Below are 23,565 nucleotides of genomic sequence, written 5' to 3' on the forward strand. Positions count from 1 at the left end.
GTGACAATGGATCAGTGGCAAGAACGCAAGCGGCCGGTCTGCCTGGAACGTCGTTTTGAGTTCGACAGCTACAGCGCCACCCGTGATTTCCTTGACCGGCTCGGGGAGCACAGTGAGGCCGCCCAGCGTTTTCCGGACATCAGCTTCGGGCGGACCTACGTGAACATCACCCTGCGGCCTGGTGATGAGGGCGATGACCCGCAGTTGAGTGAATCCGACCGGGCTTTCGCGGCCCAGATCGATGGTCTCCTCGGTTGATCTGGCGGCGGCCTACGCCGACTCCGGAGTCGCTGAGGTGCTCGAACAGCTGGATCGGGAGCTGATCGGCCTGAAGCCGGTGAAAACACGCATCCGCGAGATCGCCGCCCTGCTTCTGGTGGACCAGGCACGCCAGCAGCTGGAGCTGCCCAGCACGGCGCCGAGCCTGCACATGTCCTTCACCGGACGCCCTGGTACCGGCAAGACCACCGTGGCGCAGCGGATGTCGCAGATCCTCCACCGCCTCGGCTATCTGCGAAAAGGTCATGTGGTCACCGCCACACGCGATGACCTGGTGGGCCAGTACGTGGGGCACACCGCCCCCAAGACCAAAGAGATGCTCAAGCGCGCCCAGGGGGGCGTGCTGTTCATCGATGAGGCGTATTACCTCTACAAGCCGGACAACGAACGGGATTACGGCGCCGAGGCGATTGAGATCCTGCTGCAGGAGATGGAGAGCCGCCGCAGTGATGTGGTGGTGATCTTCGCGGGCTACAAGGACCGGATGGAGACCTTCTACAGCTCCAACCCCGGGCTCTCCTCCCGGGTGGCCCACCACCTTGATTTCCCCGACTACAGCGACAGCGAACTTCTGGCGATCGCCGGACTGCTGTTGGAGGCCCAGCACTACCGCTTGAGCGCGGAGGCCAGTGAGGCGTTTGTGGAGTACGTCGCCCGTCGGCGGCAGCTGCCGTTTTTCGCCAACGCCCGGTCGATCAGGAATGCGATCGACCGGGCCCGGTTGCGGCAGGCCAACCGTCTGTTCGCCCGGATGGGAGAAGCGCTCACCCGGGACGATCTGATCACGCTGGAGGCTGCTGATATCCGCGCGAGCCGGGTGTTTCAGGGAGAGGTGGAGGGCCACCATCCCGAGGTGAGCGGTGCGTGATCAGCCAGGCCACGGCAACCCCGAGCAGAACGGCCGTGGCTCCATGGCCTTGCAGCAGCGCCACGCCGAGCAGGAGGGCCACCAGCGGTGAGCGCAGCACGGTGGCATACAAGGCTCCGGTGACGCCGCCGCACCAGCTGCCGAGGGAACCGATGCCTGGACTGAGTTCATGCAGTCCGGAGCCGACGGCACAGGCGATCAGAAACACAGGGAAAAAGATGCCGCCGCGCCAGCCCGTTTCCAGGCAGAGGCCCAGCATCCCAAGCTTGATCAGGCCGGAAAGGATCAGCACCACTGCTTCGCTGGTGTTCATGCCCTCCAGCAACGGTTTCAGCTGATCTTCCCCAGCGAAGGGCACCAGCGGCAGCCAGTGCATCCAGACGCCGAGCAGCAGTCCGGTCACCACCGGCCACCAGGGCCAGTGGGCCAACAACTGCCGCTGCTCCAGCCAGGTGCGCCAGTGCAGCAGCAGCCAGCCGAGGCCCCAGCCCGCCACGCCGGCCAGCAGACCGGCGCTCAGGCTGCCCAGGTCTTCCCCGAGGTTGCTGGGCCAGCTGTAAGGCAGTTGCCGCAGCGATCCGCCACTGACCTCCTCCATGCCGTGGAAGGCGGCGAAACCGGCGATTCCCCCGAGGGAGCCTGGGATCCAGCGATCGATCAACGACCGTTGCCCGGATCCGCCGGCGCTGGATTTCGGCGTTCCGTCATGGACCACAGCCCCCCCCAGCAAGGGCAAGCCGAACATGCCGAGGCTGCCCGCCACCGTGGCCAGCTGGAGGTCTTGGTCCCGTCCCTTCCAGATGCGTTGGCTGATCAACGTGGCCAGCCGGGTCATCAACGCCTCCGGCCCCACGCTGCCGCCACCCACCAGGCTCAGACTTGCGCCCAGAATCGCGTGCCCGTCTCTGCGTCGGGGTGCGGTTTCCGGGTGGCGCAGCTCTTGGATGGTTTCGGGCAGTTCCGGCAGCAGGGTTGCCGGGCCGCGGCGATGGAGCAGTGCAAGCGCCACGCCGACGCCGCCGCAAACTCCCATCGACCAGAGCAGCGGGATCTGGCGTTCCAGACCCTCCTCCACCGGATCACCCCAGAGCATCCGGGTCAGCCAGGCGATCACGCCCATGGTCAGGGCGACGGCCGCACCGCTGATCGCGCCGGTGAGCAGAGCCATCAGGCGCAGTTGAAATCTGGTCACCAGTGGGGATCGGTGGCGAACTCCACCGTGAGTTCCCCGGATTTTGACGGCGGAACCGTGCTGATGCAGGCCCGCACCACCTTGCCGTTCACTTCGATCTCACAGGCTCCGCAACTGCCGCCGAGACACCCCGTGGGAATGCTGACGCCGGCGGTCGCGGCAGACGGCAGCCAGTCACTGCCCACGAGCACGTCAGTGACGTGTCCGTTCGGCCATGTGATGGTGATGCGTCGGTCCGTCATCGATTCATCCTTCTGCGTCGAGCAGAGGCGTCAGGTCCACATGCTGCTCGAAGGCATCGGCGAGTCGGTCGAGCAGCTGGTCACGGTGGTCACCGTGGTGGGGCCGATCCGTGGCCAGGGGCTCTAGTTGTCTGCGCTGGCGCAGCTGATTCAGCCAGTGACGTCGCCAGGGTCCGTTGTCGAGCAGTCCATGCAGATAGCTGCCGGTGATGCTTCCACCGCCCCTGGTGGGCGTCCACCAGCCCAGGCCGGCCTCGTCTGTCAGGGGCGCGAGTGAATCGGTGGCGCGGGTGCTGCCGTGATGCAGCTCGAAGCCGCTGATCGGGATCGGTTCCGGCCAGAGCGCCTGCACCTTGCGCTGGCGCAGGGCCTTCTCGCCTCCGAAACGCGTGATCAACGGCAGCAGCCCCAGTCCGGCCCAGGGGCCGGAACCCTCGCCCCCCTCCACTCCTTCGGGGTCGTCGAGCTGCTCTCCCAGCAGCTGCATTCCGCCACAGATGGCCAGCACCGATCCGCCCCGGGCGGCATAGCCCACCAGCTGCTTCGCCAGATCGCTGCTGCGCATGGCCTGCAGATCCCGCAGCGTCTGTTTGCTGCCGGGAAGAATCACCGCGTCCGGCGTGCCCAGCGCTTCCCCGGGCGCGACCCAGCGCAGCCGCACGCTGCTCTCCGCCTCCAGCGGATCCAGATCGGAGAAGTTGCTGATCGAGGGCAGCTTCAGCACGGCGATCTCCAGATCGACCGGGCCCCTTGTCGGCCTCCGCTCCAGCAGATCGAGCGAGTCTTCAGGCGGAAACAGATCGTTCAGCCAGGGCATCACCCCCACAACCGGAATGCCCGTGTGCTGCTCCAGCCAGCTGCGCCCTTGATCGAACAGTTCCCGCCGGCCTCGGAAGCGGTTGATCAGGATGCCTCGAATCAGCGGCCGTTCCACTGGACGCAGCAGAGCCAGGGTGCCCACGATCTGCGCGAACACACCGCCGCGTTCGATGTCGGCCACCAGCAGACAGTGGGCGCGCAGATACTGGGCCAGGCGCAGGTTGGTGAGATCGCGCCGCTGCAGATTCACCTCCACCGGACTGCCGGCCCCTTCCAGCACCAGCCGTCCCTGTGGCCATCGCTGCTGCAGTTCCGTCAGTCCGCTGCGGATTGCCTGCCAGCCGGGACGGAACCAGTCCCGGTAGTAATGCTCGGCGCGGGCGGTGCCGACACTGCGGCCACCATGGATCACCTCGCTGGTGCTGTCGCCCCGCGGCTTGAGCAGCACCGGGTTCATGGCGCAGCAGGGTTCCAGTTCCGCGGCCCAGGCCTGCATTGCCTGGGAGTAGGCCATCTCGCCTCCATCGGCGTCGACCCAGGCGTTGTTGCTCATGTTCTGCCCCTTGAAGGGCAGCGGTTGCTCACCGCGGCGCCGCAGCACCCGGCAGAGCGCGGCGGTCATCAGCGATTTGCCGGCGCCGCTGGAGGTGCCGAGCACCATCAGCGGCCGGGGGGAGCCGCTGCTCATGCCAGGGGCCAGCGCCGGCGCAGCGCCTGGCGCAGTCGCTCGCCGATGGAAGTGGCCCGATCGAGCTGATCGGGCTGTTCGTCGAGCAAATGACGACCGAGCGGTGTCAGCCGGAACCGACTGGTCAGCCCCTGGCCATCCACCTCGCGCCGCAGCACGCCGACGGTGATCAGCCAGCGCAGATCATCCTCCAGTGCTTCGGCACTGCGGGGCCAGCGCTCTGTTTTGGCATAGCGGGATCGCTCATTCCAGATCGCGGCGGCATCCAGACCGCGCATCTGCAGCTCCCTGTACAGAGGCGCGCTGAACGGCAGGCAGCGCATCGAACGCATCGCCCGGGCATGGCTGCGTTGATCCAGCAGGTCGGTGGGAGGGTTGATGGCAGGGATCCCCGTCGCTGGCAGCCTACGGAGCAGCAACGATCACCCGGTTTCATGCTGCTGCTCGCCTCGGCATCCCCGGCCCGCCGCCGATTGCTCGAGCAGGCGGGCATTCCCCATCGCGTTCAGGTGAGCGGGGTTGATGAGAGCGGCATCCAGCATCCGGATCCATCGCAGCTGGTGCAGCTGCTGGCGCAGGCCAAGGCCAGTGCCGTGCGGGATCAGCTGGATCCCGCGGCACCGATCACAGCCGTGCTCGGCTGCGACTCGCTTCTGGTGTTCGACGGGGAGGTGTTCGGCAAGCCGGCGGATGCGGAGGAGGCCAGGGTTCGCTGGCGACGGATGGCCGGAGCTCGTGGTGAGCTGCTCACCGGTCACTGCCTGCTGCCCGGGCCCGCCGGATCCGGGCTCCCCCGGCTGGCCTGCATCGGCACGGGGGTGCTGTTCGCACCACTCAGTGAGGAGGAGATCGCCGCCTATGTGGCCAGCGGGGAACCGCTGCAATGCGCCGGTGGTTTCGCGCTGGAAGGCCGCGGCGGCCTGTGCATCGCCGCTCTGGACGGCTGCTATTCGAATGTGATCGGCCTCAGCCTGCCCTGGCTGCGCAGCGCGCTTGGCGCCGGCATGACCAAAATGAGCTCTGAAATTTCCGGCTGAACCCTTGTCCGCCCTGGCGCGACGGTTGCATTCCTGGCTGGTGCCGCTGTTGCTGTCGGCCCTGCTGCTGCCCTGGCTGAGCGGTGGTTGGTCGCCGGCGGGCGGCACCACGCTGATGGATCTGGTGCCCCTCGGAGCTCCGAAGCCCTCGGCGGCGACGGGGGCTGATGCCAACACCACCTTCGAGGGCAAGTTCGAGCTGGCCAAGGTGCGGATTCAGGGAATCCCGGTGATTTCGGTGGCCAGCCCGGTGACCATCGATGGCCGGCCGGTGATTCATGCCTCCAGCCGGGCCAGCGTGATCGAGGGCAACCTGCGGGCTCTGTACGACCCCAACCAGATCTGCAGCTTCAGTGAGCGGGTGAGTGAATGGCTCCTGGACCAGGTGCTGCGCGGAGATTCCAGGGTCTGTGCCGCGTTTCAGCGCTATGGCCTCGAACGCTCCGGAGCGCCGATCAGCCTCGAGGTGGTGCGGGAGAGCAATGGGTTGTATCAACTGGCGGCGCGGCTGCCCGGGCGGGTGAATCCGTTCCCGCTGCTCACCGTCACCAAGGCCGACGCGGAGATCAACGGCGCCCGGGAACTGGCGCTGGCTCAGGTGTGGCGTCGTCGGCTGGAAGATCGCATCAACTTTGCCCGGAAGGTGTCAGCGCCGGACCGGCTTGTCCGGCGCTGGCGTCTACTCCTGGTGCTGGAACTGCTGCTGGCTGGCCTCACCGCCGCCACGGTGTTCCTCTGGAACCGCATGCGCCAACGCATCGCCCGCTTGCAGCGGGAACTGCGGGAGCAGCGCAGAGCTGATCATCGGGTGGAGCTGCGTCTGCATGTGGAGCAGGCGCTGGCGATCGCGGTGCTGCTGCTGTTGATCTGTGAGGCGGTGCTGATGCTGGGGCTCGGCGTGATGGCCATTCCGGGTCAGGTGCCTCTCGGGATCGAACTGCTGTTGCAGCCCACCTATGCACTGGGCAAGTTTCTGGTGGTCACGGCGGTGACGCTGCTGCTGCGCGGTCTCACCACCTTTCTGCTCAGCCAGTGGGCGTTGGATGTGGATGTGGCCCAGCACGAGCTGGCCCGCCGCCAGCAGCGCTACCGCAGTCTGGTGCGGGTCTGCCACCGGCTGATCAATGTGCTCGGGGTTCTGGCGGTGGGTCTGTGGATCCTGCTGGATATTCCCGGTGTCCGTTCCACGTCCGTGTCGTTGGTGCTGGCCGGCGGCGCCTTGCTCGGCGCCCTGGCCCTGGTGTTTCAGGGACTGTTGCGCGATTTCACCGCCGGACTGGTGATGCTTCTGGAGGATCGCTACGCGATCGGCGACTGGATCGAAGTGGACGATCACGAGGGCGAGGTGATCGATGTGGGGCTGTTCAGCACCCAGGTGCGCTGCCTGGATCAACGGGTGCACATCCTCAACAACGCCCTGATTCAGCAACTGCGTAACCACACGAAGCTGCGCTCCGGAAGTCTGGTGACGTTGCTGATCTCCCATCGCCAGCAGGACCTCGAGACCGTGTTTGAGGTGCTGTCTGAGGAGATCGATGCGTTCAGGAGGGATCCGATCTGGTCAGCGCGCCTGATCGGGGAACCGGTGCTGCGGGGCGTCAAGCGCAGCACTGCCCTCGGAGTGCACATGCAGGTGCTGCTGATCACCCGGGTTGGCGAGCAGTGGGCTACCGAGCGGGAATTCCAGCGCCGGGCACTGCAGGCGCTGCATCGCCGTGGGGTTCAGATCGCCGATGGTCTGGAACTCATGCCGTCACTCCCACCCGCTGATGTGCGCTGATCTGCTGAGGGTGCTGGTCAGCCTGGTGGTGGCTGGGTTGATGGTGATCGGCTTCACGCGGTTGATCGCGGTTGAACTCGAGCCGGCGCATGCACTGCTGTACGCCGCCCTGGTGCTGGGTCTCTATGCCCTGCTGGGAGCCCTGCGTTATTCCTGGCGCTTGAACCGGTTCCTGAGGCTGAATGAACTGTCCGAGGCGGAGTATCAGTGGCTCCGTCACGGTCGACGCCGAAACGACACGGTCACGTCCAAGGGGGCGCGCCGCTGAACCGGAGCTGCAATCAGCTATGAACCTCCCCCATGCCCAGTCAGGAAATTAGGTCCAGCCTCCGCCATCAGGGCAATGGCCTCGAGTGAATCATCGAGGGCATCCAGCTGCTCCTGCTCGTTGATCAGCTCGGAGTTGGTGGTGCCGGCAGGAACGGGGGGTTCCCGCAAACCAGCGGTTGCGGCATCACCCGGGTAGGTCCCCAGCCCATCGCGAAGAATCCGCTGGGCATCCTGCAGATCCAGCACGCTGTTGTTGTTGCGATCCAGTGATCCACTGGTGATGGCGTCTTTGATGAAGCCCTTGGCCGCATCTGTGGTGTTGCGTGAGCCGTTCGGGTTGATTAGTTGGTCATGGAGATTGCGGTTGTAAGAAACAGGTTGTGATTCGGTTTCGGCAGCAATTTCGATCGCCTGAGCAGCGGAGCTGATCAGCAGCCCATCGCTGAGCGGATGGAAGGATCCGTCTCCATCCACATCGGTGGGAAGTGAATCATTGGAGTGATCATTGTCGTGCTGGTCGTCTTCTTGCAGTTCGTCATCTGTGTCGTCCACGTCTTCGACTACCTCAGCGGTGTCGTCGTCCGCTTCTTGATGATCATCGTCGCCATGGGTATGATCTTCATACTCTTGTCGTTGGAAGGAATTAATCACGACTGGTTGGTCTATTGTGTTGCCGTCGAGATCAGTTGCCCGAAGACGAATGGAATATGTCATTTGATCGCCGTTTTCAGGAGTTTCCATAAGCAACAGCTGATTGCCTTGAACCTCAAAGAGACTGTTGTCTGTGTCTCCGTTGCCGGAGGTCAAGGCGTAGGTATGAGTGTTTGCCGCTTGAGTGTCTTCTTCTGTTGCGAAAACAGGGAACTCACCGTTGCCGTCCCCCCAAAGCGCTTGCAGGGAGTGCATGTCAGCATCAGTGAACCAGATCTCTGACTTGTCTTTGTCATTGGGATGATCATAGAGGCCCCTGTTGTAGGCCATGACTGTTTCGACATGGGTCGGGAAAAACATGTCGCCAGTGGCCTTGGAGCCGCCGTTGTTTTGCATCGGGTGATCGAGACCGAGGGCATGCCCGATTTCATGAAGCAGGGTGTGATAGTCAAATAAGCCATCCTCAAAGATGGTCATCGAGACATCCATGTAGGGAATGTCGACACCCGTTAAATTGCCATCTTCGTCTGTTGTATAGAACCAGGTGTATCCACCAAAGCTCCAGCCATCGGTGTCTTCTTCCTTGCGACCGTTGATCCGTAGTGTCAGCTCTTGATTTTGAGGTGTATCAACCAGAACGAATTCAATATCGAGAAGGTCGTTGAGCCTGTTGAAGACATTTTGAATATCGTTCTGATTTTCCTCGGCAATTGGTATGGCTGTGATTGATTTTGTGCCACCCGGAAAGCTGTCGTGCCATCTTCCGCCCCACAATTCAGTGCTCTCTCCCTCAGTATCAATCCAGACGTTGATCTTGCTTTCGTTGGAGGTGTAGAAATTGAAGGCATCTATATTTTGTGTTGAAGGAAGCAGATAGATCTCCCACCCACTTGGTGCATCTCCAAGATCAATGGTGAGGGGATCAGTGGAGCTATCACTGACGACGGTTTCCTTGAAGCCATGCCCATCGAGGTAGTTGGTGGTGACTTTGAACTGAGCGTTTTGATGCCAGGGCTGCAGCTGAAGGTCCTGGGTTGCAGCAATTGAATGCCACTGTTCACCACCGTCATAACTGGCTTCCCATGTGTATTGCTTGTCCCTGGTGCGAGGAGCTCGCCAACTCCCTGGCCGGCTTTTCTTTTCATAGTCGCTGTATCCATCTGGATCGTCACTCGAGATATCACTTTTGAGAGTCAGCCCCGTGGATAGGGTGCCAACCGACGTTCCCGCTTCATGATCTGAGTACACGTCGGGAGCAGCGATATCGTAAGGAAACTGCGGCTCTCGCGTCAGGATGATGCTTTGGACGGGATCAGGATCGATGCTGATATCTAGATCGCCTGTGTCGTAACCGGATTTGTTGCCTTCCTCGCCCCAGATCATCTGCAGGGCCTCGATGTCGATGTCCTGGTAGAACGTTTGTGTATACCCTGATTCTTGTGGGTATCCGAAGGCCATCAAGCTGGATTCTGTTGTTGGCAGCTGGTTGTCACCAAAGCTGTCTCCATCAGTTGTATTGGTGATCGACTCGAGTCCGAGTCTTTGCCCTAGCAGATGCAAGAACGGAACGCTGTACTCCCAGGATTCAGATGCTGCTGCGTGGTCTGACTCGGCATACCACCAGTTGCTGTATAAAACGATGTCGTTTGACGTCCATTCAATACTGTCATTCACGTAATGGTATCCCGAGCTGCTTCCTCCCCAGCCATTCTGTTGTGCGTGCTCGGCAAACAGGATCGAGAGATCGCTGTTATCTCTGTTGTCGACAATGGTGAAATCAAGCTCCAGCAGAGGATCCAGTGTTTCTAGAGTCTCCCGGATGTAGCTGACCCCTTTCTCTGTGATCGGTTGAGCCGTGAGACTGTCGTTATCGAAGGGGAACGTGGTTGTTTCCGCGGATTGATCAATGAAGATGTTTAAATTGCCGTAACGACTGCCAAAGGATTGCAGGTCTTTGATGAAGCTGTCTGTGCTCAGCAGGTGAGGGTCTGCCTGGAGTGCTGAGACAGAGTCATCCACCCCAATGGCGTCTGCAACATTGCTGGTGACACGTTCCGTGAAACCATGGCCGTCTTCATAAGTGAGTTGCAATCTGATCTGATAATTCTCATGCCATTTGCCAATGGGCAGTTCTGAGCTGTACCCGAGGGGAGTCCATGTCTGGCCGGCATCGAGACTGCCTTGCCAGTAATGGTTGGTGATCTCGTTCAGACCATCTGGATCGTCCTGCTCAACAATCACGCTGAGCGTGTCACCGATGGCTGGCGACTGAAGAATGGAGAATGAGAGATCTCCCGTGTCGTAGTTGTCGGAGTTGTCTTCCACACCCCAGATGGCCTGGAGGGCTTCGATGTCGATGGCTTGAAATTCAGTCTGGGTGTAGCCGCTCTCCGGGCGGCCCCACGCCATCAGACTTTCCTCGGTGGTGGGATTGTTCTCGTCTCCACCAAAGGAGTCTCCATCGTTCGCGTTGTTCACATATTCCAGTCCAAGCGCTCCGCCGAGATTGTGCAGGAATGGAACGCTGTGCTCCCAGGTGTCTGATGCCGCGGCTTGGTCGCTGCTTGCATACCACCAGTCAGCGTCAAGCACGATGATGTTTTCTGTCCACTGGATGTCATCACCAATGGAGCTGTATCCGATGGTTCGATAAGCCCATGAGTTGGAGGGGCTGTTCGCGAAATGGATCTTCAGATCGCTATCGGCTTTGGTCTCTACAAGTTCAAAATCAAGATTCAGCTCTGTGTCAAGAGATTCAAGGGTGGATTTGATGAAATCCAGGCCCTGCTGATTGAAGGCCTTCGCCTCTAAATCATGGTCTTCGAAAGGAAAATTGTCTTCTTCGCCAAGCTCATCAATGAAGACTTTCATCACCCCATAGCGGTTTCCGAACATCTTCAGGACTCCCTGCCAGGAGTCTGAAGAGAGCAGATGCTCGGTCGTGAGTGACATGACTTGAGCGTGAAGGATTAAAAGACTAGCGACTAGATGCGTGTTGGACATCAGTCATGACAAGGCTACTCAGGTGCTTCTCTGTGTCAAGGAAACGTTGATTTCGACGCTTGTGTCAGTTTTTGTTTTGCAGATTTACAAAAATCTGTTCTCTTTTTGGCACGATTTGTGCCGTTCACTCACCTCATGCGTGAGTCATTCGCTATGGCAGTGCGTTCAGCTGACGGAGCGAGGCCGCTCATAGGAACGCTGAACCGTGCGGTTCAAGGTGCGCAGTTCCGAGAGCTCGTCTCGCCATTGCTGCGCCCAGAGATCCTGACTGCGCTCATAAATCGCCATCAATTCACCCACAGCCTGGTTGTTGTAGTCGACCCGCAGATCCAACAGCGGGAAGGCGGCATCACCGCTGATCTGCAGGGCTGCTGATGTGGAGGACACAGCGCGTCGATCACCACCGGCCGCTTCTCCGGCCTGGAGGGCGTGCATCAGGCGACGACCGAGCTTCCAGGATGGATCACTGGTCTGAAAGGCCACGTCCATGGCGAGAAGGACGCTCTCACCCACCAGGAAATTTCCAGCCACGGAGCAGTCCTGCCCGTGGCGATGGCCGGCCCACTCTCCGCAGTCAGGCCCCGTCCAGCAGGCGGTTCGCCCCTGGTGATCGATCAGATGAAATTGCCGACGGTCGCGATGCTGGTCGTCGACCAGCAACGTCTCCAGCACGCGGTTGGCATCGGCACACTGCTCGAGTCGTTCCAGACCGCAGATCCCCAGATATGGATTGGTGTGGGCCTGAGTCGCCACAGCCCCCACCCCGGAGCGGATATGGGGCACGGTGGAACCAACCGCCAGATGGCAGGTGGCCACGGCAACACCAAAGCGGCCGTTGCTGCCATCACGGGCAACGATCGAAAAGGTCACAGCATCTGATCCAGCCGTAGAAGTGCTTTCAGCAGCACCGCTGCTCCTGAGCGGCACTGCTCCGCACTGGTGAATTCAGCCGCTGAATGGCTCAGGCCACCGCGACTGGGCACAAAGATCATTCCCATCGGCCAGCGGCGACCGAGTTCCTGGGCGTCGTGACTGGCCCGACTGGGCAGGTGGCTGTAGCTGAAACCCAGCTCGGCAGCCGATGCCGCAACGGCCTCGATCACAAGAGCATCGGCCGGCGTTGGAGCCACCTCGAACTGAGGCTCGATGGCAATCGAGCACTGCCGCCGCTCGCCGATCGTCTCGAGGTTCTGCATCAATCCATCCACCAGCTCCTCCAGCACCTGAGGGCTGAGATCGCGGAGGTCGACTGTCATCTCCACAGATCCAGGCACCACGTTGGCGGCATTAGGCCAGACCTGTAGGCGCCCCACCGTGGCCACCGGGTCACCGGGATGGCGGATCGCCAGGGTTTCGATGGCCAGAACCACCTCAGCCGCGGTCACCAGAGCGTCCTGGCGGAGATCCATGGGGGTGGTGCCGGCATGGTTGGCTTGGCCGGTGATCCGGATGCTGAAGCGTCGCTGCCCCACCACACCGTCGACCACGCCGATGGCATCACCACGGGACTCGAGCACTGAGCCCTGCTCCACATGCAGTTCCAGAAAGGCAGCGATCGACGCGTCGTCACGACGGGCAGAGGCCAGCGAAGGCCAGTGGCCGCCGATGCGTTCGAGATTGACGGCGATCGGCTCACCATTGCTGGTGGTGTAATCCGCCGGATCGAAGCTGGCCGTTCCCGCCATTCCCTTGCAGCCCACCATGGTGGACTCCTCATCGGCGAAGGCAATCACCTCCAGGGGGTGACGAAGCCGACGGCCGCTGGCTTTCAGGGTGCGCACCACGTCCAGCCCGGCCAGCACACCGAGGGCTCCATCGAAGTGGCCACCCGTCGGCACCGTGTCGATGTGTGATCCCGTCACCAGTGCGGGGAGGCCTGGTTCCACACCGTCCCAACGTCCGATGAGATTGCCGGCGGCGTCCACGCGAATGCTCAGACCCGCTTCCTCCATCCATCGGGCGACGCGTTGACGGCCCTCGCAATCAGCCTTGGTGAAGCCGCGCCGGCAGACGCTGCCGTCGTCCTGGGCACCCAGTAAGGCCAGTTGCTCGATGGACCACTGCAACCAATCAGCATCGGAGCGGAGCGGATCAACGAACTCCGACTGCTCAGCGGACTGAAGACGCTCTGTTGCCGTGAGCAAAAACCGGACCTCTGTTCAAAGAGGTCGATCGTTGCTTGTTTCGGCCGATCCGCCCGTAGCGTCCGCGACGATTTAATCCTGATCGATGAATTGACAGGAGCCGCTCAGGCCGGAACGGGGGTCCGCCAGCCGAGGCGATCGGCTTCCTGACGGGCCAGCTCAGGCAGATCGCTGGCCACGAACATCCGATGCAGCATCTGCACGCCCAGCAGATGGTTGATCACAGCATCCATCTGCACCCGCTCGGCATCTGTTGTGCTCGGGTCCTCATGACGATCAAACAGGGCGCGGACTCCCGTCTTGCTCAGCAGGCCCGCCGTCTCGATGGCGGCGTCGCTGAGGTAGTCATCGGCCAGCCGTTTCATCTGCTGCCATTTCTCCGGTTCGGTGTGCGCCGGCGGTGCCATGAAGGCAAATTTCTCGCGCTTGTAGAGCACCTCGGGCAGCAGACCGGCCATCGCTTCGCGCAGCACGTATTTCTCGGTCTTGCCCTTGATGCGCAACTCCGGTGGCACCTGCACCGCAGCTTCGGCGAGATGGTGATCTAGAAATGCCGGCCGCGCCTCCATCGAATGAGCCATGTCGACCCGATCCCCTCCCCAGGTGAGAATCTGGCCCTCCAGCATGGTTTTGATCCAGACGTACTGGGCCTTGTCCAGAGCGTGTCGTCCCTCGAGTTGTTCCGGGTCCAGTTGATCGGCGATCGCCTGACCCGGTGAGTAGCCATCGAGGGCTTGCCGATGTTCATCGGCCAGCAAATCCGGAACGAGGGGAGCGCAGGCCAGCCAGGGTTGCAGACAGCTGGGCGTGAAGCCCACCACGGCATCCAGTGCTGGATCATCGATCTGGTCGGCGGCCAGCATGGCGCCCTGCACGAGGGCATTGGAGTCCTGCAGCAGGCTTTCCCAGCTCGCCCGTTCGTCATCGGCCAGGTCGTCAAGACCATGCAGGAACATGTCCCGTCGGAACGCCGGATAGCCGCCGAACAACTCGTCCGAGCCTTCACCGGTCATCACCACCTTGTAATCGACGTTGTTGACGTGGCGACTCATCAAGAACTTCGCCACCGCAAGGGTGTTGTAGATCGTGCGCTCGGTGTGCCACAGCGTCTGTTCCATGTGTCCGTACAACTCCTGGCCGGACAGGCGCATCACGTCCTGCTGGGCACCGGTGGCCTGAGCCATCTGCTCGGCAATCGGCGATTCGTCGTAGCGGGCATCGTCGAATCCGATGGTGAATGCCTTCACCGGGCTCTGACTCACCGCCGACGCCAGACCCAGGATCGAACAGCTGTCGATGCCACCCGAGAGGTAACAGCCCACTGGAACGTCCGCCACCATCCGAAGCTCGACCGCCTCCAACAGCGCCGAGCGCACCGAAGCGATGTGGTGGGCTTCGTCCAGGCTGCGATCCCGATCCGCCTGACGGGGGAAATTCACATCCCAGTAAGCCCATTCAGAGACCTCAAGTCGCCCCGCCGTCCTCTGCACCTTGAGCACATGCCCGGGTTTGACCTGATGAACACCGGCAAACGCGGTGGTGCCGGGCACCATCGTCTGCATCAGCTGGTGGAAGAGGCCATCGGAGGTGAAGCGACGTTCCACCGCCGGGTGTGCGAACAGCACCTTCAACTCAGAGCCGAACACGAGGCCATCCGGGGTCATCGCCCAGTACTGAGGCTTGACCCCGAAGCGATCGCGCACCAGATAAAGGCAGTCCTCCCGGCGATCAAACAACGCGAAGGCGAATTCACCCCGCAGCATCGGCAGCGTCTGCTCCAACCCCTGCTGCTGATAGAGCCGCAGCAGGATCTCGGAATCACTCTTGCTGCTGAAACGAATCCCTTGAGCCGTGAGATCGGCACGGATGCGCTGGAAGTCATAGAACTCTCCGTTGTGCGCCATCAGCACCTGGTGGTCTTCGCTCAGGAAGGGCTGCCGGCCCCGTGACTCATTGAGATCGATGATCGACAAGCGGGCATGGCAGAAGCCGACTCCAAGCCCTTCGATGGATTCGATGCCGAAGCCATCAGGGCCGCGATGGGCCTGAATCGCCGCCATGTTGACCAGAAGCTGAGGGTCGACACGCCGTTCCTGGCTGACACTGAAGACCCCTCCGATACCGCACATCAGCCCGCCTCAGATCACGTCCATGACGCGTTCAGCCCGGTTCACCATGCAGGTGAGCAGGGCCATGCGCAGAAACACCGCGCCCCGGGCCTGGCTGAAATACCAGTTGTGGGGTGTTTCATCCAGACAGGTGCTCAATTCCGGGCCGCGGGCCAGGGGATGCAACACGATCGCCTCCGGCTTGAACGGCATGTCGCGGGTGAGCCGGAATTCATTGCCATGCACCTCATAGGTGTCGCCGACCCAGGCGATGGCATTGATGTAAACCACATCGAGATCGGGAATCTCGCCCTGCAGATCGGTGCTGCAGCGCACGCGCAAACCGGCGCTTTCCAGCTCCTCCAGCTGCCCTGCATCGAAGACGTTGCCTCCGGCTTCCATGCCGGAGGCATGGATCACGACCACCTCCTCAACCGCTTTGGGGAATTTGGCCAGGATCCGCAACAGCGAGCGCACCGTGCGCATCCGCGATGGGAGCCCAACGATGCCGATGCGGATTCGATCGGCTTCGGGAACCTCCGGCATCGCCAGGGTTGGACGCCACTTGAACATGGTGTACAGGTCCGCCATGGCCTGGGTTGGATGCTCATCGATGCCGTTGCCAGCGTTGATGATCGGGATCCGCAGCGTTGAGGTCATGGCAAACACGGCGTCGGGGTTGCTGTCGCGCAGCACCACGCAGTCGCCGTAGTTGTTGAACATATGGGCCACATCCTCGAGCGACTCACCCTTGGCAATGCCGGTGGTGCTGCGATCGGTGATGTTGATCGAATCGCCACCGAGCCGGTGCCAGGCGCTGTCGAAGGACAGACGGGTGCGGGTGCTCGGTTCGTAGAAGGCGTTGATCAGAATCTTGCCGGTGAGCGGCGTGTTGTGACGGCAATAGCGATCGGGATTGCTCTCGAACTTGGCGGCCAGGCGAAACAGCTGCAGCAGCGTCTCCGATCGAAAGGCCTGGATCGAGACCACGTGCTGGTCCACCAGATCCAGCAACGGCACACCGTCCTCGGCGATGGCTGAAAGCAGCTCCTCCGGGTGGTTATGCCCGAACACATCAGGACCCATCGGCTGAAACCGAATCGGGGCCACGATGTCCTCAGCGACGGCAGTTTTGGCCTTTGCCATAACGGGATCGCATCAACACTCGGTTGAACAACAGAGTGCGTCTGCCGGGAATCACATCTTTCATCGGTAACAACGCCGACACCCCTACGTCCAGGCACAGGCAGCTTCTTAATTAAATACACCGACAAACCGTAGGGATTTATACAAACAGCGCTTTATTGTTCATTTTGAACCTTTACCAAACGCGTCCGTTCCGCCATTCCACCCACCAGATGGCAAGCAGAACAATCACGGACGCGCTGAGCGCCACCTGACTGCCGACAAGGATCACCTGGAACCAGGTCGGGCCGATCAAGCTGGCCATCACGGCTGTGGGGATGGTCATGTCTCCTCCTGAAGCAGGGTGAAATCAAATCGTTCCGGCCGCAGGCGACTGCCGATCAGCATCACGAGTGCCGACACGGCCGCCGAAAACACCGCAGCGCAGTAAGGCGCAATCAGCACGTAGGCGAGCAGGCCCACAACGCTCCCGGCGAGCATGGCCGCAATGGCAGCCGTGCGGTTGGCCGTGCGCCAGTACAAGCCGCACGCCACAGGCCAGACCGTGGAGGCCACCAGAGCACCGGTGAAGAACAGCACCGACGCCAGCGAATCCAGCCGCGGCCAGGACAGGGCCAGGGTGACGACCGCCAACCCCACCACCATCAGCCGCGCTGCCTGCTTGAGCTGCAGGTCACTGGCCTGGGGCCGCAGCAGGCGGAAGTAGACGTCCTCCGCCAGAAGATCGGCGGTGGAGGCCAGCAGGGAATCCAGGGTGGAGGTGAGCGACGCGAACACCACCACAAACACCAGAGCAGCGCCTCCGGCCCCGAGCAGATCAGCCGCCATCACGGGGAACACCATGTTCACCTGCTCCAGCGGGATCTCGCGGGCCAGAGCCACCAGGCCGATGGAGCCCGTCACCATCGGCACGCTCATCCAGGCGATCCCCCCCAGCACGAAGGAGGTCATCACCACCGAGCGCCGACTGGCAAAGACCCGAGACCACCAGATGTTGTTGTGAAACACCTCGCCCATGGAGAAGAGGGCGGAATTCCAGGCGATCAACAAGCCGGCCGGCAGCAGCAGATCCAGCCGATCGGGATGCCGGGCCAGCAAGGACGCATGCACCTCGGGCATCGGGAACTGCCGGAAGGCGAGCACCGCCACCACCGCCAGCAGCACCATGATCAAGAGCGATTGGATGAAATCGGTGCCGATCACGGCCCGCATCCCGCCGAACAGGGTGTAAAGGGTGGCGACACCGATCACCACCACCATTCCCACGTGGTAGTCGAAGCCTGAAAGGGCCTGCAGCAGCAGTCCGGCCCCCATCGCCTGGGTCATCAGAAACCCCAGGGTGTAGATCGCGGTGATCACCATGAACACCCACCACGCCAGGCGCCCGTAGCGCAACCGGATGAAATCGCCGCTGGTGCGCCCGTTGGGCATCAGCTGCTTGATCCGAGAGGCCAGGGGGGCAAACAGGATCAATCCAAGCCCTGCCAGGGCATAGCTGAACATGCCCCAGAGCCCGGTTTTGTACCCGAACTCAGGAGCCAGCAGCGTGGTGTTGCCGGTGACCCAGGAGGCCATCAACGTGGCGGTGCTCAGGGCCAGCCCGATGTTGCGGCCGGCCAGCATGTAGTCGTCTGCATCGCTCTGCCCCCGTCGACCCCAGGCAATCCCCAGCGCGACCCACAACACGGAAAACAGAACGACCAGAGCCCAAGCAATGCCTGGAGCCAGAAAAGGGGCGGAATCAGCGGACATCGGTGGGCTCCCGATGACGCCAGTAGAGGTGGCCCCGCACGATCATCACCACGGTGGCCGCGGTCACCGCCGCCCCCAACGTGAAGATCATGCGTGCCCAAAGCAGGTCATCCACAGAAGACATCGCGATGGCTTTGCTGTCCATAGCAAGGAGTGCGCCAATTCACAGGTGATTCGCACTGTCCTTCACTCAGTCCATGGGGACGGCGGTTTTGACGGAAGCAAGCTGAGAAGAATCCTCATCCCAAAGGATCAATGAAAAACACTTCCAAAGTTGATGCAGTTGCAGACGTGTGACGTTGTCGAAATTGTTTCGGTTCTCTTCATGGCAAGTGCGCAAGCGATAGTTCGGAATTCTTTCTGACAAATGGTGGACGTGATGGTAGGCGATATCCGCTGTAAACCAGTTGAGTACGGGGGGCATGATCAGGAATGATGAGCCCTCGATCGCGCCTTTGAAATAACTCCAGCCTTCTTCGCCGCTCGCGTAGGACCCAGGAAAATTATGTTGAACAAAGAAAACCGCAATCATAATGGCCGCGCTGACGCTCATGATGGAGGCGTATAAAATCCAAAAATGCCAATGTCCAATTGCGCTTCCAATCCACCACCAGGCAAGTGCAACGCAAATGCTGTTGGCAATCGTGTCGTAAACCTCCTCTTTTGTGTAGAAGAAGCTGGACTTATGATTTTTAATGTAAAGCCATGGATTGAACGCTTGTCCGGCTGAAATCTTGCGGGGTGTATCCGCAAAAGCTTTGGCGATCAGCTCAATGAAGCCGAACAAGAGTGCCACTCTTGGTTTGATGACAAGATAGTAAAATCCCCCCGGGAGTAGAGTCAGTGGATGGCGTAACAGTTGGTAGGTGAATCGGGAGCTTTTGTTTTTTGTTTCGTACTCGCGAAGCGTCGTTAGAGCAGATGGGCCTCGGTATCGATTCCAATTGCCATTGTGTTGATGGTGAAATGCATGGCCTCTTGACCAGGGGTGATGAGGCATGGCATGGACAATGCTCAAAAGAAAGGCTGCAAATCTGTTGGCAGCTTTCGATCTGAATAAGCTGTGATGACCACAGTCGTGCATCAGCGAGAAACTTCTACTTAGAAAAAGGACGATCAGAGCAAACAGAATTGGTGTGAAAACGACCGAGGCTGTTGTCAGGTGATTGGTGAGATTGCCAATGGCAATGCAGCATAAAATTAACGGGATGACTGTGCTGGCGATTTGCCAGATAGCAATGCCGTCGTCGCTTTCCATGTAAGGCTTGATCGTTAAATCAATGCGCCTCAGGGGTCTTGAAGACAGGCTTGAGGTGGCGGCACTGGTCAAGAGAGTGAGCTCGGATGGTTTATTGGTCTTGAGGTGATCTGTTCGGCGCGCTTGTTTGAAGTGTTTAGGCCGAATGCTTGATGTATTGATTGATCTTAATCGATTGATCCATGATTTGGTTGGACAATCCCGCTCCGCCGAAAAGGTTAAGAGCTCTTCATCTTGCCTGCTCGGAGAGGATGCCTGAAATGATCCTGGAAAAACACGTCAATTCAAGAAAAAACTCCTGCCCACCGTTGGTCCAAGGGGGCAGGAGTTTGAGAGAGCTTTCAACGAAACCAAGGCCGTGGCCCAGGCTGAAAATCAGACCTTTCTGGAGTAGTACTCCACCACCAGCAGTTCGTTGATTTCGAGGGCGACCCATTCGCGCTCACACTTGCCAACGATCTTGGCTGTGAGCTTGGTCTTGTCCAGCTCCATGTGGGGCGGAATGTTGGCCAGGCCTGGGAATTCCAGGTTGCCTTCGGCCAGTTTCTTGCTGCCCTTGCGTTCGCGAATCGCGATCACATCACCGGTTTTGCACTGGTAACTGGCGATGTCGGTGACGCGGCCGTTCACCATCACGTGGCCGTGGTTCACCAGCTGGCGGGCACCGGGAACGGTGGGGCCGAAGCCGAGACGGAAACAGACGTTGTCGAGCCTGTTCTCCAGAAGCTTGAGCAGGTTGGTTCCGGTGGAACCTTCCTGGGCACGGGCTTTCTTCACGTAACGCACCAGCTGGCGTTCGGAGACCCCGTAGTTGAAGCGGAGTTTCTGCTTTTCTTCGAGTCGGATCGCGTATTCAGAGCGCTTGCGACGGGCTTGGCCGTGCTGACCGGGGGGATAGGACCGCTTTGCGGCCTTCCGGGTGAGACCGGGAAGGTCTCCCAAGCGCCGCGTGATCCTCAGACGAGGGCCGCGGTATCGAGACATAGATCGATGGAATGGGAAGGTGTGAACCGTTCGTGCGTCTTGGCGGGCATGCTGGAACCAGTGATGGGTCCGTGCCCACGCTCATGCACGAATCGACCACTGTATCCGGCAGCCCTCTCAGTGCTGTCATCGCGGCGTTCAATCAGGCGCTGGCCTGGGTGTTGCTCGCCTTGATCGGCTTCTACAGGCGCTTCATCTCGCCGCTCACCGGCCCTCGCTGCCGTTTCATCCCCACCTGCAGCGCCTACGGACTGGAGGCGATTCAGAAGCACGGACCCTGGCGCGGCAGCTGGCTCACGATCAAACGTCTGCTGCGCTGCACTCCGCTCACGCCCTGCGGCTGCGATCCGGTGCCCGACTGATGTCTTCGCTGGTTCTCTACAGCCGCCGGGGGTGTTGCCTCTGCGAAGGACTGGAGGCGCGGCTGCGGAACCTGGATCTGGCTGCGCTGGATCTGGAGCTGCAGGTGATCGACATCGATGCCGTTGCGGTGTCGCCGGTGCTGAAGGCCCGCTACGACCTGGAGGTGCCCGTGCTGGCGCTCGCTGATCAAGAGCTGCCACGGGTGTCGCCGCGGTTGGACGGCGAGGGCCTGTTCAACTGGTTGCAACGCCGCCTGTCCAACCCGGACGGCCCGCCTTAGAACGTGCCCAGATCATTCCGCGTCAGGGGGATTTGGATGGGCCAGACGCTGCACGCCCTGCTGCGCCAGGTCGCTTGGCAGATCCCCGAGGGATTGCCGGATCCGCTGCTTCAGCAGATCACCTGCGACTCCCGGGCGGTGCAGGACGGCACCCTGTTCCTGGGATTGCCTGGAGAGCGTGTGGATGGGGGGCGGTTCTGGCGTCAGGCTCTCGAGGCGGGAGCTGCGGCGGCGGTGATCGGTCCTTCAGCGGCGGCGGTGCTGCCGCCAGCGGCCCATGAGCCGGTGGTGGTGGTGGGCGAGCCGGTGGCCCGTCAGCTGGGAGAACTGGCAGCGGCCTTCTGGGAGCAGCCCAGCTCGCGACTGGCCCTGATCGGTGTCACCGGCACCAATGGCAAAACCACCACCACCCATCTGATCGAGCATCTGGCGACGGCCATCGGTACCCCCACGGCCCTGTTCGGCACGTTGGTGAATCGCTGGCCTGGCCACAGCATCACGGCCACCCACACCACCGGCTTCGCCGATCGTCTGCAGGGGCAGTTGGCCGCCGCCGCCAGCGCCGGGGCTCAGCTTGGGGCGATGGAGGTCAGTTCCCATGCCCTGGCTCAGCAGCGGGTGGCCGGTTGCCGTTTCGCCGCTGCGGTGTTCACCAACCTCACCCAGGACCATCTCGACTATCACGCCTCGATGCAGGCTTATTTCGAGGCGAAGGCGGCCCTGTTCGCCGATCCCCTGCTGCAGTCAGGACCGGCCCGCGCGGTGGTGAACAGCGATGATCCCTGGGGTCTGCAGCTGGCGGAACGGCTTGGGGATCGCTGCTGGCGCAGTTCCCTCAGCGATCCCGGGGCGGAGCTGCGCATGAGCGATCTGGAGATGACGGCTCGTGGGGTGCGCGGCCGGTTGATCACCCCGCTGGGGGAGGGGCCGTTCGTCTCGCCGCTGCTGGGTCGTTTCAATCTGATGAACCTGCTGCAGGCGGTGGGTGTGCTGGTGCAGTGCCAGTTGCCGCTGATGCCCTTGCTGGAGGCGATCGAAGGATTCCGCGGCGTGCCGGGGCGGATGGAGCGGGTGCTGCTGCCGGGTGCCGATGCGCACGCACTGCCCACGGTGCTGGTCGATTACGCCCATACCCCCGATGGTCTGGAGAATGCCCTGGCGGCTTCGCGTCCCTTCAGCCGCGGTCGGTTGATCTGCGTGTTCGGCTGTGGTGGCGACCGGGATCGCGGCAAGCGTCCTCAGATGGCGTCGATCGCGGCACGGCTGGCGGATCGGGTGGTGGTCACCTCCGACAACCCGCGCACCGAAGACCCGCAACGGATCCTGGAGGATGTGGTGGCGGGGATCCCGGACGGTACCGACAGCCTGGTGGAGGGCGATCGGGCAGCGGCGATCGCGGCGGCGATTGCGGCGGCAGCACCGGAGGATCTGGTGCTGGTGGCGGGCAAAGGCCATGAGGATTACCAGATCCTCGGCACCGACAAGGTGCACTTCGATGATCGCGAGGAGGCCGAGAACGCTCTTCGGGCCAGGCTGCACGGGTCAGAATCAGAGCAGATTGGCGCTGTCTGATCCGGAATGGAAGGTCTGAACCGGGCTGAACTGTTCAAGGACGCCCAGTTTCTGCAGACGCCGGAGGGTCTGCTGGGCGGCACCGTGGTGCTGCTTCTGTTCTGGTTGCTGCTGCGTCTGCTCGAGCGCTGGGGGACATCCTCGTGGTCTCCGGTGATCCGCGCGGTGCGACGTCCGCTGGTGCTTGGGTTCGGATTGGCGTTGTTCGTCGGCTGGATCTTCGGTCTGCTTGCCCACAATCTGTCTGCTCTCACGGAGCGCGATGTGGCGCGATTGACCACCTCGATCGTGCTGATCGTGATTGGCCGTGCTCTCATCGTGGGCGGCCTGAAGTTTCTCCATTCCGCCACATTCAATCGCTGGCTGATGCGGGAGATTGAGAACGAGCGGGAGCGGGCGATGATGGTATCGCTGCTCGATCGTATTTACAGCATTGTGATTGTTCTGGTCACATTTGCAGCGATCATGGTGGCCTTCGGTGTGTCTCCTACAGCTGTGGGGGCGGTTCTCGGCGGTGCGGGCATCGGGATCGGCTTTGGCACGCAGCAGATCTCCCAGAACTTTCTCTCCGGTCTGATGTTGTTCTTCAACCGTCCTTTTGCAGAGGGTGACTGGATCAAGGTGTCGAGCTTCGAAGGCACTGTGGAGCGGATTGGCTGGTATCACACACGCATTTGCACATTTGATCAGCGTCCTCTGTTCATTCCCAACGCATTGTTTGCTACAACGCCGATTGAGAATCCAGGGCGGATGTATCACCGTCGGATCTATGAGGAAATCAGTCTGCGCTATGAAGATCTCGGCTGTGTCTCTCAGATCGTCCGTGATGTGAAGCAGATGCTGCAACAGCATCCTGCGATCGATCAGAGCAAGACGATCCTGGTGAATTTCAATCAGTGGGGCAGCTCATCGATCAACGTGATGATCTATGCCTTCACCAAGACCACGGATTGGTCTCTGTGGCTGGATCAGCAACAGGATGTGTTTCTGAAGGTGGCCGACATCGTGAAGGCGGCTGGGGCTGATTTCGCCTTCCCTTCCACCACGCTGTACGCCTCCCCTGGCTTTCAGTCGCTGCAGGCCGCCGCGCCTCGCCCGGACACAGAACAGTGAAATTTACACAGTATCG

The 23,565-nt window shown here is 61.2% G+C and carries 23 protein-coding genes; 9 read left to right on the forward strand and 14 right to left on the reverse strand.

The annotated features are described in order from the left end of the window. Positions 1 to 6 precede the first annotated feature (6 nt). Positions 7 to 258, forward strand: coding sequence for a 4a-hydroxytetrahydrobiopterin dehydratase (locus KR49_RS11945; RefSeq protein WP_043695825.1), 252 nt, complete (start codon positions 7 to 9; stop codon positions 256 to 258). Further along, positions 242 to 1,147, forward strand: a complete 906-nt coding sequence (gene cbbX, locus KR49_RS11950; protein WP_043695828.1) for a CbbX protein — start codon at positions 242 to 244, stop codon at positions 1,145 to 1,147. Before KR49_RS11945 ends, cbbX begins: the two co-directional genes overlap by 17 nt. Here the strand turns inward: cbbX and KR49_RS11955 are convergent. Genes KR49_RS11955 through KR49_RS11970 form a run of 4 tightly spaced genes read right to left on the reverse strand, consistent with a single transcriptional unit; the run spans position 1,062 to position 4,507 of the window. Continuing rightward, complete coding sequence (locus tag KR49_RS11955) at positions 1,062 to 2,339, reverse strand: chloride channel protein (RefSeq protein ID WP_052378251.1); 1,278 nt, start codon at positions 2,337 to 2,339, stop codon at positions 1,062 to 1,064. The two genes, cbbX and KR49_RS11955, sit on opposite strands and share 86 nt — an antisense overlap. Then, positions 2,336 to 2,581 (reverse strand): 2Fe-2S iron-sulfur cluster-binding protein, encoded by a 246-nt coding sequence (locus tag KR49_RS11960; protein ID WP_043695831.1) that lies wholly within the window; start codon positions 2,579 to 2,581, stop codon positions 2,336 to 2,338. The genes KR49_RS11955 and KR49_RS11960 overlap by 4 nt, the downstream gene beginning before the upstream one ends. A gap of 4 nt (positions 2,582 to 2,585) precedes the next feature. Then, entirely contained in the window at positions 2,586 to 4,088 is a 1,503-nt protein-coding gene (locus KR49_RS11965) for a cobyric acid synthase (RefSeq protein WP_043695834.1), read from the reverse strand. Further along, a complete protein-coding gene (locus KR49_RS11970) occupies positions 4,085 to 4,507 on the reverse strand; it encodes an Npun_F0494 family protein (RefSeq protein ID WP_084188043.1) in 423 nt (140 codons plus the stop codon). The genes KR49_RS11965 and KR49_RS11970 overlap by 4 nt, the downstream gene beginning before the upstream one ends. A 15-nt stretch (positions 4,508 to 4,522) precedes the next feature. On the opposite strand from KR49_RS11970, the gene KR49_RS11975 reads away from it, so the two are divergent. The 3 genes from KR49_RS11975 to KR49_RS11985 are packed head-to-tail and all read left to right on the forward strand — an operon-like array spanning position 4,523 to position 7,173. Continuing rightward, positions 4,523 to 5,125, forward strand: coding sequence for a nucleoside triphosphate pyrophosphatase (locus tag KR49_RS11975; RefSeq protein WP_043695837.1), 603 nt, complete (start codon positions 4,523 to 4,525; stop codon positions 5,123 to 5,125). 4 nt (positions 5,126 to 5,129) lie between these two features. Beyond that, a complete protein-coding gene (locus KR49_RS11980) occupies positions 5,130 to 6,905 on the forward strand; it encodes a mechanosensitive ion channel family protein (RefSeq protein ID WP_052378252.1) in 1,776 nt (591 codons plus the stop codon). Further along, positions 6,895 to 7,173 carry a hypothetical protein gene (locus KR49_RS11985; RefSeq protein WP_043695840.1) on the forward strand — a complete coding sequence of 93 codons (279 nt, stop codon included), beginning with the start codon at positions 6,895 to 6,897 and terminating at the stop codon, positions 7,171 to 7,173. Before KR49_RS11980 ends, KR49_RS11985 begins: the two co-directional genes overlap by 11 nt. A gap of 17 nt (positions 7,174 to 7,190) precedes the next feature. Here the strand turns inward: KR49_RS11985 and KR49_RS11990 are convergent, their stop codons facing one another. From KR49_RS11990 to rpsD, 10 genes are all read right to left on the reverse strand, one after another. Next, positions 7,191 to 10,778, reverse strand: a complete 3,588-nt coding sequence (locus KR49_RS11990; protein WP_043695843.1) for a hypothetical protein — start codon at positions 10,776 to 10,778, stop codon at positions 7,191 to 7,193. Between the two features lie 216 nt (positions 10,779 to 10,994). Beyond that, entirely contained in the window at positions 10,995 to 11,699 is a 705-nt protein-coding gene (locus KR49_RS11995) for a DUF1028 domain-containing protein (RefSeq protein ID WP_043695846.1), read from the reverse strand. Next, positions 11,696 to 12,895 (reverse strand): Zn-dependent hydrolase, encoded by a 1,200-nt coding sequence (locus tag KR49_RS12000; protein WP_156957192.1) that lies wholly within the window; start codon positions 12,893 to 12,895, stop codon positions 11,696 to 11,698. Before KR49_RS12000 ends, KR49_RS11995 begins: the two co-directional genes overlap by 4 nt. 182 nt (positions 12,896 to 13,077) lie before the next feature. Continuing rightward, a complete protein-coding gene (gene asnB, locus KR49_RS12005; RefSeq protein ID WP_043695849.1) occupies positions 13,078 to 15,102 on the reverse strand; it encodes an asparagine synthase (glutamine-hydrolyzing) in 2,025 nt (674 codons plus the stop codon). A gap of 9 nt (positions 15,103 to 15,111) precedes the next feature. Next, positions 15,112 to 16,227 carry an aspartate carbamoyltransferase gene (locus tag KR49_RS12010; RefSeq protein WP_043695853.1) on the reverse strand — a complete coding sequence of 372 codons (1,116 nt, stop codon included), beginning with the start codon at positions 16,225 to 16,227 and terminating at the stop codon, positions 15,112 to 15,114. A gap of 175 nt (positions 16,228 to 16,402) precedes the next feature. Further along, positions 16,403 to 16,552, reverse strand: coding sequence for a hypothetical protein (locus tag KR49_RS13975; RefSeq protein ID WP_156957193.1), 150 nt, complete (start codon positions 16,550 to 16,552; stop codon positions 16,403 to 16,405). Next, positions 16,549 to 17,979 carry a sodium:solute symporter family protein gene (locus KR49_RS12015; RefSeq protein ID WP_043695856.1) on the reverse strand — a complete coding sequence of 477 codons (1,431 nt, stop codon included), beginning with the start codon at positions 17,977 to 17,979 and terminating at the stop codon, positions 16,549 to 16,551. Before KR49_RS12015 ends, KR49_RS13975 begins: the two co-directional genes overlap by 4 nt. Then, positions 17,969 to 18,124: a hypothetical protein gene (locus KR49_RS13980; protein WP_156957194.1), complete on the reverse strand. Its 156-nt coding sequence runs from the start codon at positions 18,122 to 18,124 to the stop codon at positions 17,969 to 17,971. Before KR49_RS13980 ends, KR49_RS12015 begins: the two co-directional genes overlap by 11 nt. Before the next feature lie 45 nt (positions 18,125 to 18,169). Next, complete coding sequence (locus KR49_RS12020; RefSeq protein WP_084188045.1) at positions 18,170 to 19,309, reverse strand: fatty acid desaturase; 1,140 nt, start codon at positions 19,307 to 19,309, stop codon at positions 18,170 to 18,172. 303 nt (positions 19,310 to 19,612) lie between these two features. Continuing rightward, positions 19,613 to 20,221: a 30S ribosomal protein S4 gene (gene rpsD, locus KR49_RS12025; RefSeq protein ID WP_043695862.1), complete on the reverse strand. Its 609-nt coding sequence runs from the start codon at positions 20,219 to 20,221 to the stop codon at positions 19,613 to 19,615. Positions 20,222 to 20,304: 83 nt separating this feature from the next. On the opposite strand from rpsD, the gene yidD reads away from it, so the two are divergent. The 4 genes from yidD to KR49_RS12045 are packed head-to-tail and all read left to right on the forward strand — an operon-like array spanning position 20,305 to position 23,549. Then, positions 20,305 to 20,583, forward strand: a complete 279-nt coding sequence (gene yidD, locus KR49_RS12030; protein WP_043697492.1) for a membrane protein insertion efficiency factor YidD — start codon at positions 20,305 to 20,307, stop codon at positions 20,581 to 20,583. Beyond that, complete coding sequence (locus tag KR49_RS12035; RefSeq protein WP_043695864.1) at positions 20,583 to 20,864, forward strand: glutaredoxin family protein; 282 nt, start codon at positions 20,583 to 20,585, stop codon at positions 20,862 to 20,864. The genes yidD and KR49_RS12035 overlap by 1 nt, the downstream gene beginning before the upstream one ends. Positions 20,865 to 20,900: 36 nt before the next feature. Next, positions 20,901 to 22,436: a UDP-N-acetylmuramoyl-L-alanyl-D-glutamate--2,6-diaminopimelate ligase gene (locus KR49_RS12040; protein ID WP_043695867.1), complete on the forward strand. Its 1,536-nt coding sequence runs from the start codon at positions 20,901 to 20,903 to the stop codon at positions 22,434 to 22,436. A gap of 6 nt (positions 22,437 to 22,442) precedes the next feature. Beyond that, complete coding sequence (locus tag KR49_RS12045) at positions 22,443 to 23,549, forward strand: mechanosensitive ion channel family protein (RefSeq protein WP_052378254.1); 1,107 nt, start codon at positions 22,443 to 22,445, stop codon at positions 23,547 to 23,549. Positions 23,550 to 23,565: the final 16 nt, after the last annotated feature.

Origin of the sequence: Synechococcus sp. KORDI-49, assembly GCF_000737575.1 — a bacterium.
GTDB lineage: Bacteria > Cyanobacteriota > Cyanobacteriia > PCC-6307 > Cyanobiaceae > Parasynechococcus.

Bases quoted from the DNA above. Each gene is read 5' to 3' on its own strand.
- KR49_RS11945 (WP_043695825.1), top strand. From the start codon at position 7: ATGGATCAGTGGCAAGAACGCAAGCGGCCGGTCTGCCTGGAACGTCGT.
- KR49_RS12045 (WP_052378254.1), top strand. From the start codon at position 22,443: ATGGAAGGTCTGAACCGGGCTGAACTGTTCAAGGACGCCCAGTTTCTG.
- KR49_RS12040 (WP_043695867.1), top strand. From the start codon at position 20,901: ATGGGCCAGACGCTGCACGCCCTGCTGCGCCAGGTCGCTTGGCAGATC.
- yidD (WP_043697492.1), top strand. From the start codon at position 20,305: ATGCACGAATCGACCACTGTATCCGGCAGCCCTCTCAGTGCTGTCATC.
- KR49_RS12010 (WP_043695853.1), bottom strand. From the start codon at position 16,227: ATGGCAAAGGCCAAAACTGCCGTCGCTGAGGACATCGTGGCCCCGATT.
- KR49_RS12035 (WP_043695864.1), top strand. From the start codon at position 20,583: ATGTCTTCGCTGGTTCTCTACAGCCGCCGGGGGTGTTGCCTCTGCGAA.
- cbbX (WP_043695828.1), top strand. From the start codon at position 242: ATGGTCTCCTCGGTTGATCTGGCGGCGGCCTACGCCGACTCCGGAGTC.
- KR49_RS11965 (WP_043695834.1), bottom strand. From the start codon at position 4,088: ATGAGCAGCGGCTCCCCCCGGCCGCTGATGGTGCTCGGCACCTCCAGC.
- KR49_RS11985 (WP_043695840.1), top strand. From the start codon at position 6,895: ATGTGCGCTGATCTGCTGAGGGTGCTGGTCAGCCTGGTGGTGGCTGGG.
- KR49_RS11990 (WP_043695843.1), bottom strand. From the start codon at position 10,778: ATGTCACTCACGACCGAGCATCTGCTCTCTTCAGACTCCTGGCAGGGA.
- KR49_RS11960 (WP_043695831.1), bottom strand. From the start codon at position 2,581: ATGACGGACCGACGCATCACCATCACATGGCCGAACGGACACGTCACT.
- rpsD (WP_043695862.1), bottom strand. From the start codon at position 20,221: ATGTCTCGATACCGCGGCCCTCGTCTGAGGATCACGCGGCGCTTGGGA.
- KR49_RS13980 (WP_156957194.1), bottom strand. From the start codon at position 18,124: ATGGACAGCAAAGCCATCGCGATGTCTTCTGTGGATGACCTGCTTTGG.
- KR49_RS11975 (WP_043695837.1), top strand. From the start codon at position 4,523: ATGCTGCTGCTCGCCTCGGCATCCCCGGCCCGCCGCCGATTGCTCGAG.
- asnB (WP_043695849.1), bottom strand. From the start codon at position 15,102: ATGTGCGGTATCGGAGGGGTCTTCAGTGTCAGCCAGGAACGGCGTGTC.
- KR49_RS13975 (WP_156957193.1), bottom strand. From the start codon at position 16,552: ATGACCATCCCCACAGCCGTGATGGCCAGCTTGATCGGCCCGACCTGG.
- KR49_RS12015 (WP_043695856.1), bottom strand. From the start codon at position 17,979: ATGTCCGCTGATTCCGCCCCTTTTCTGGCTCCAGGCATTGCTTGGGCT.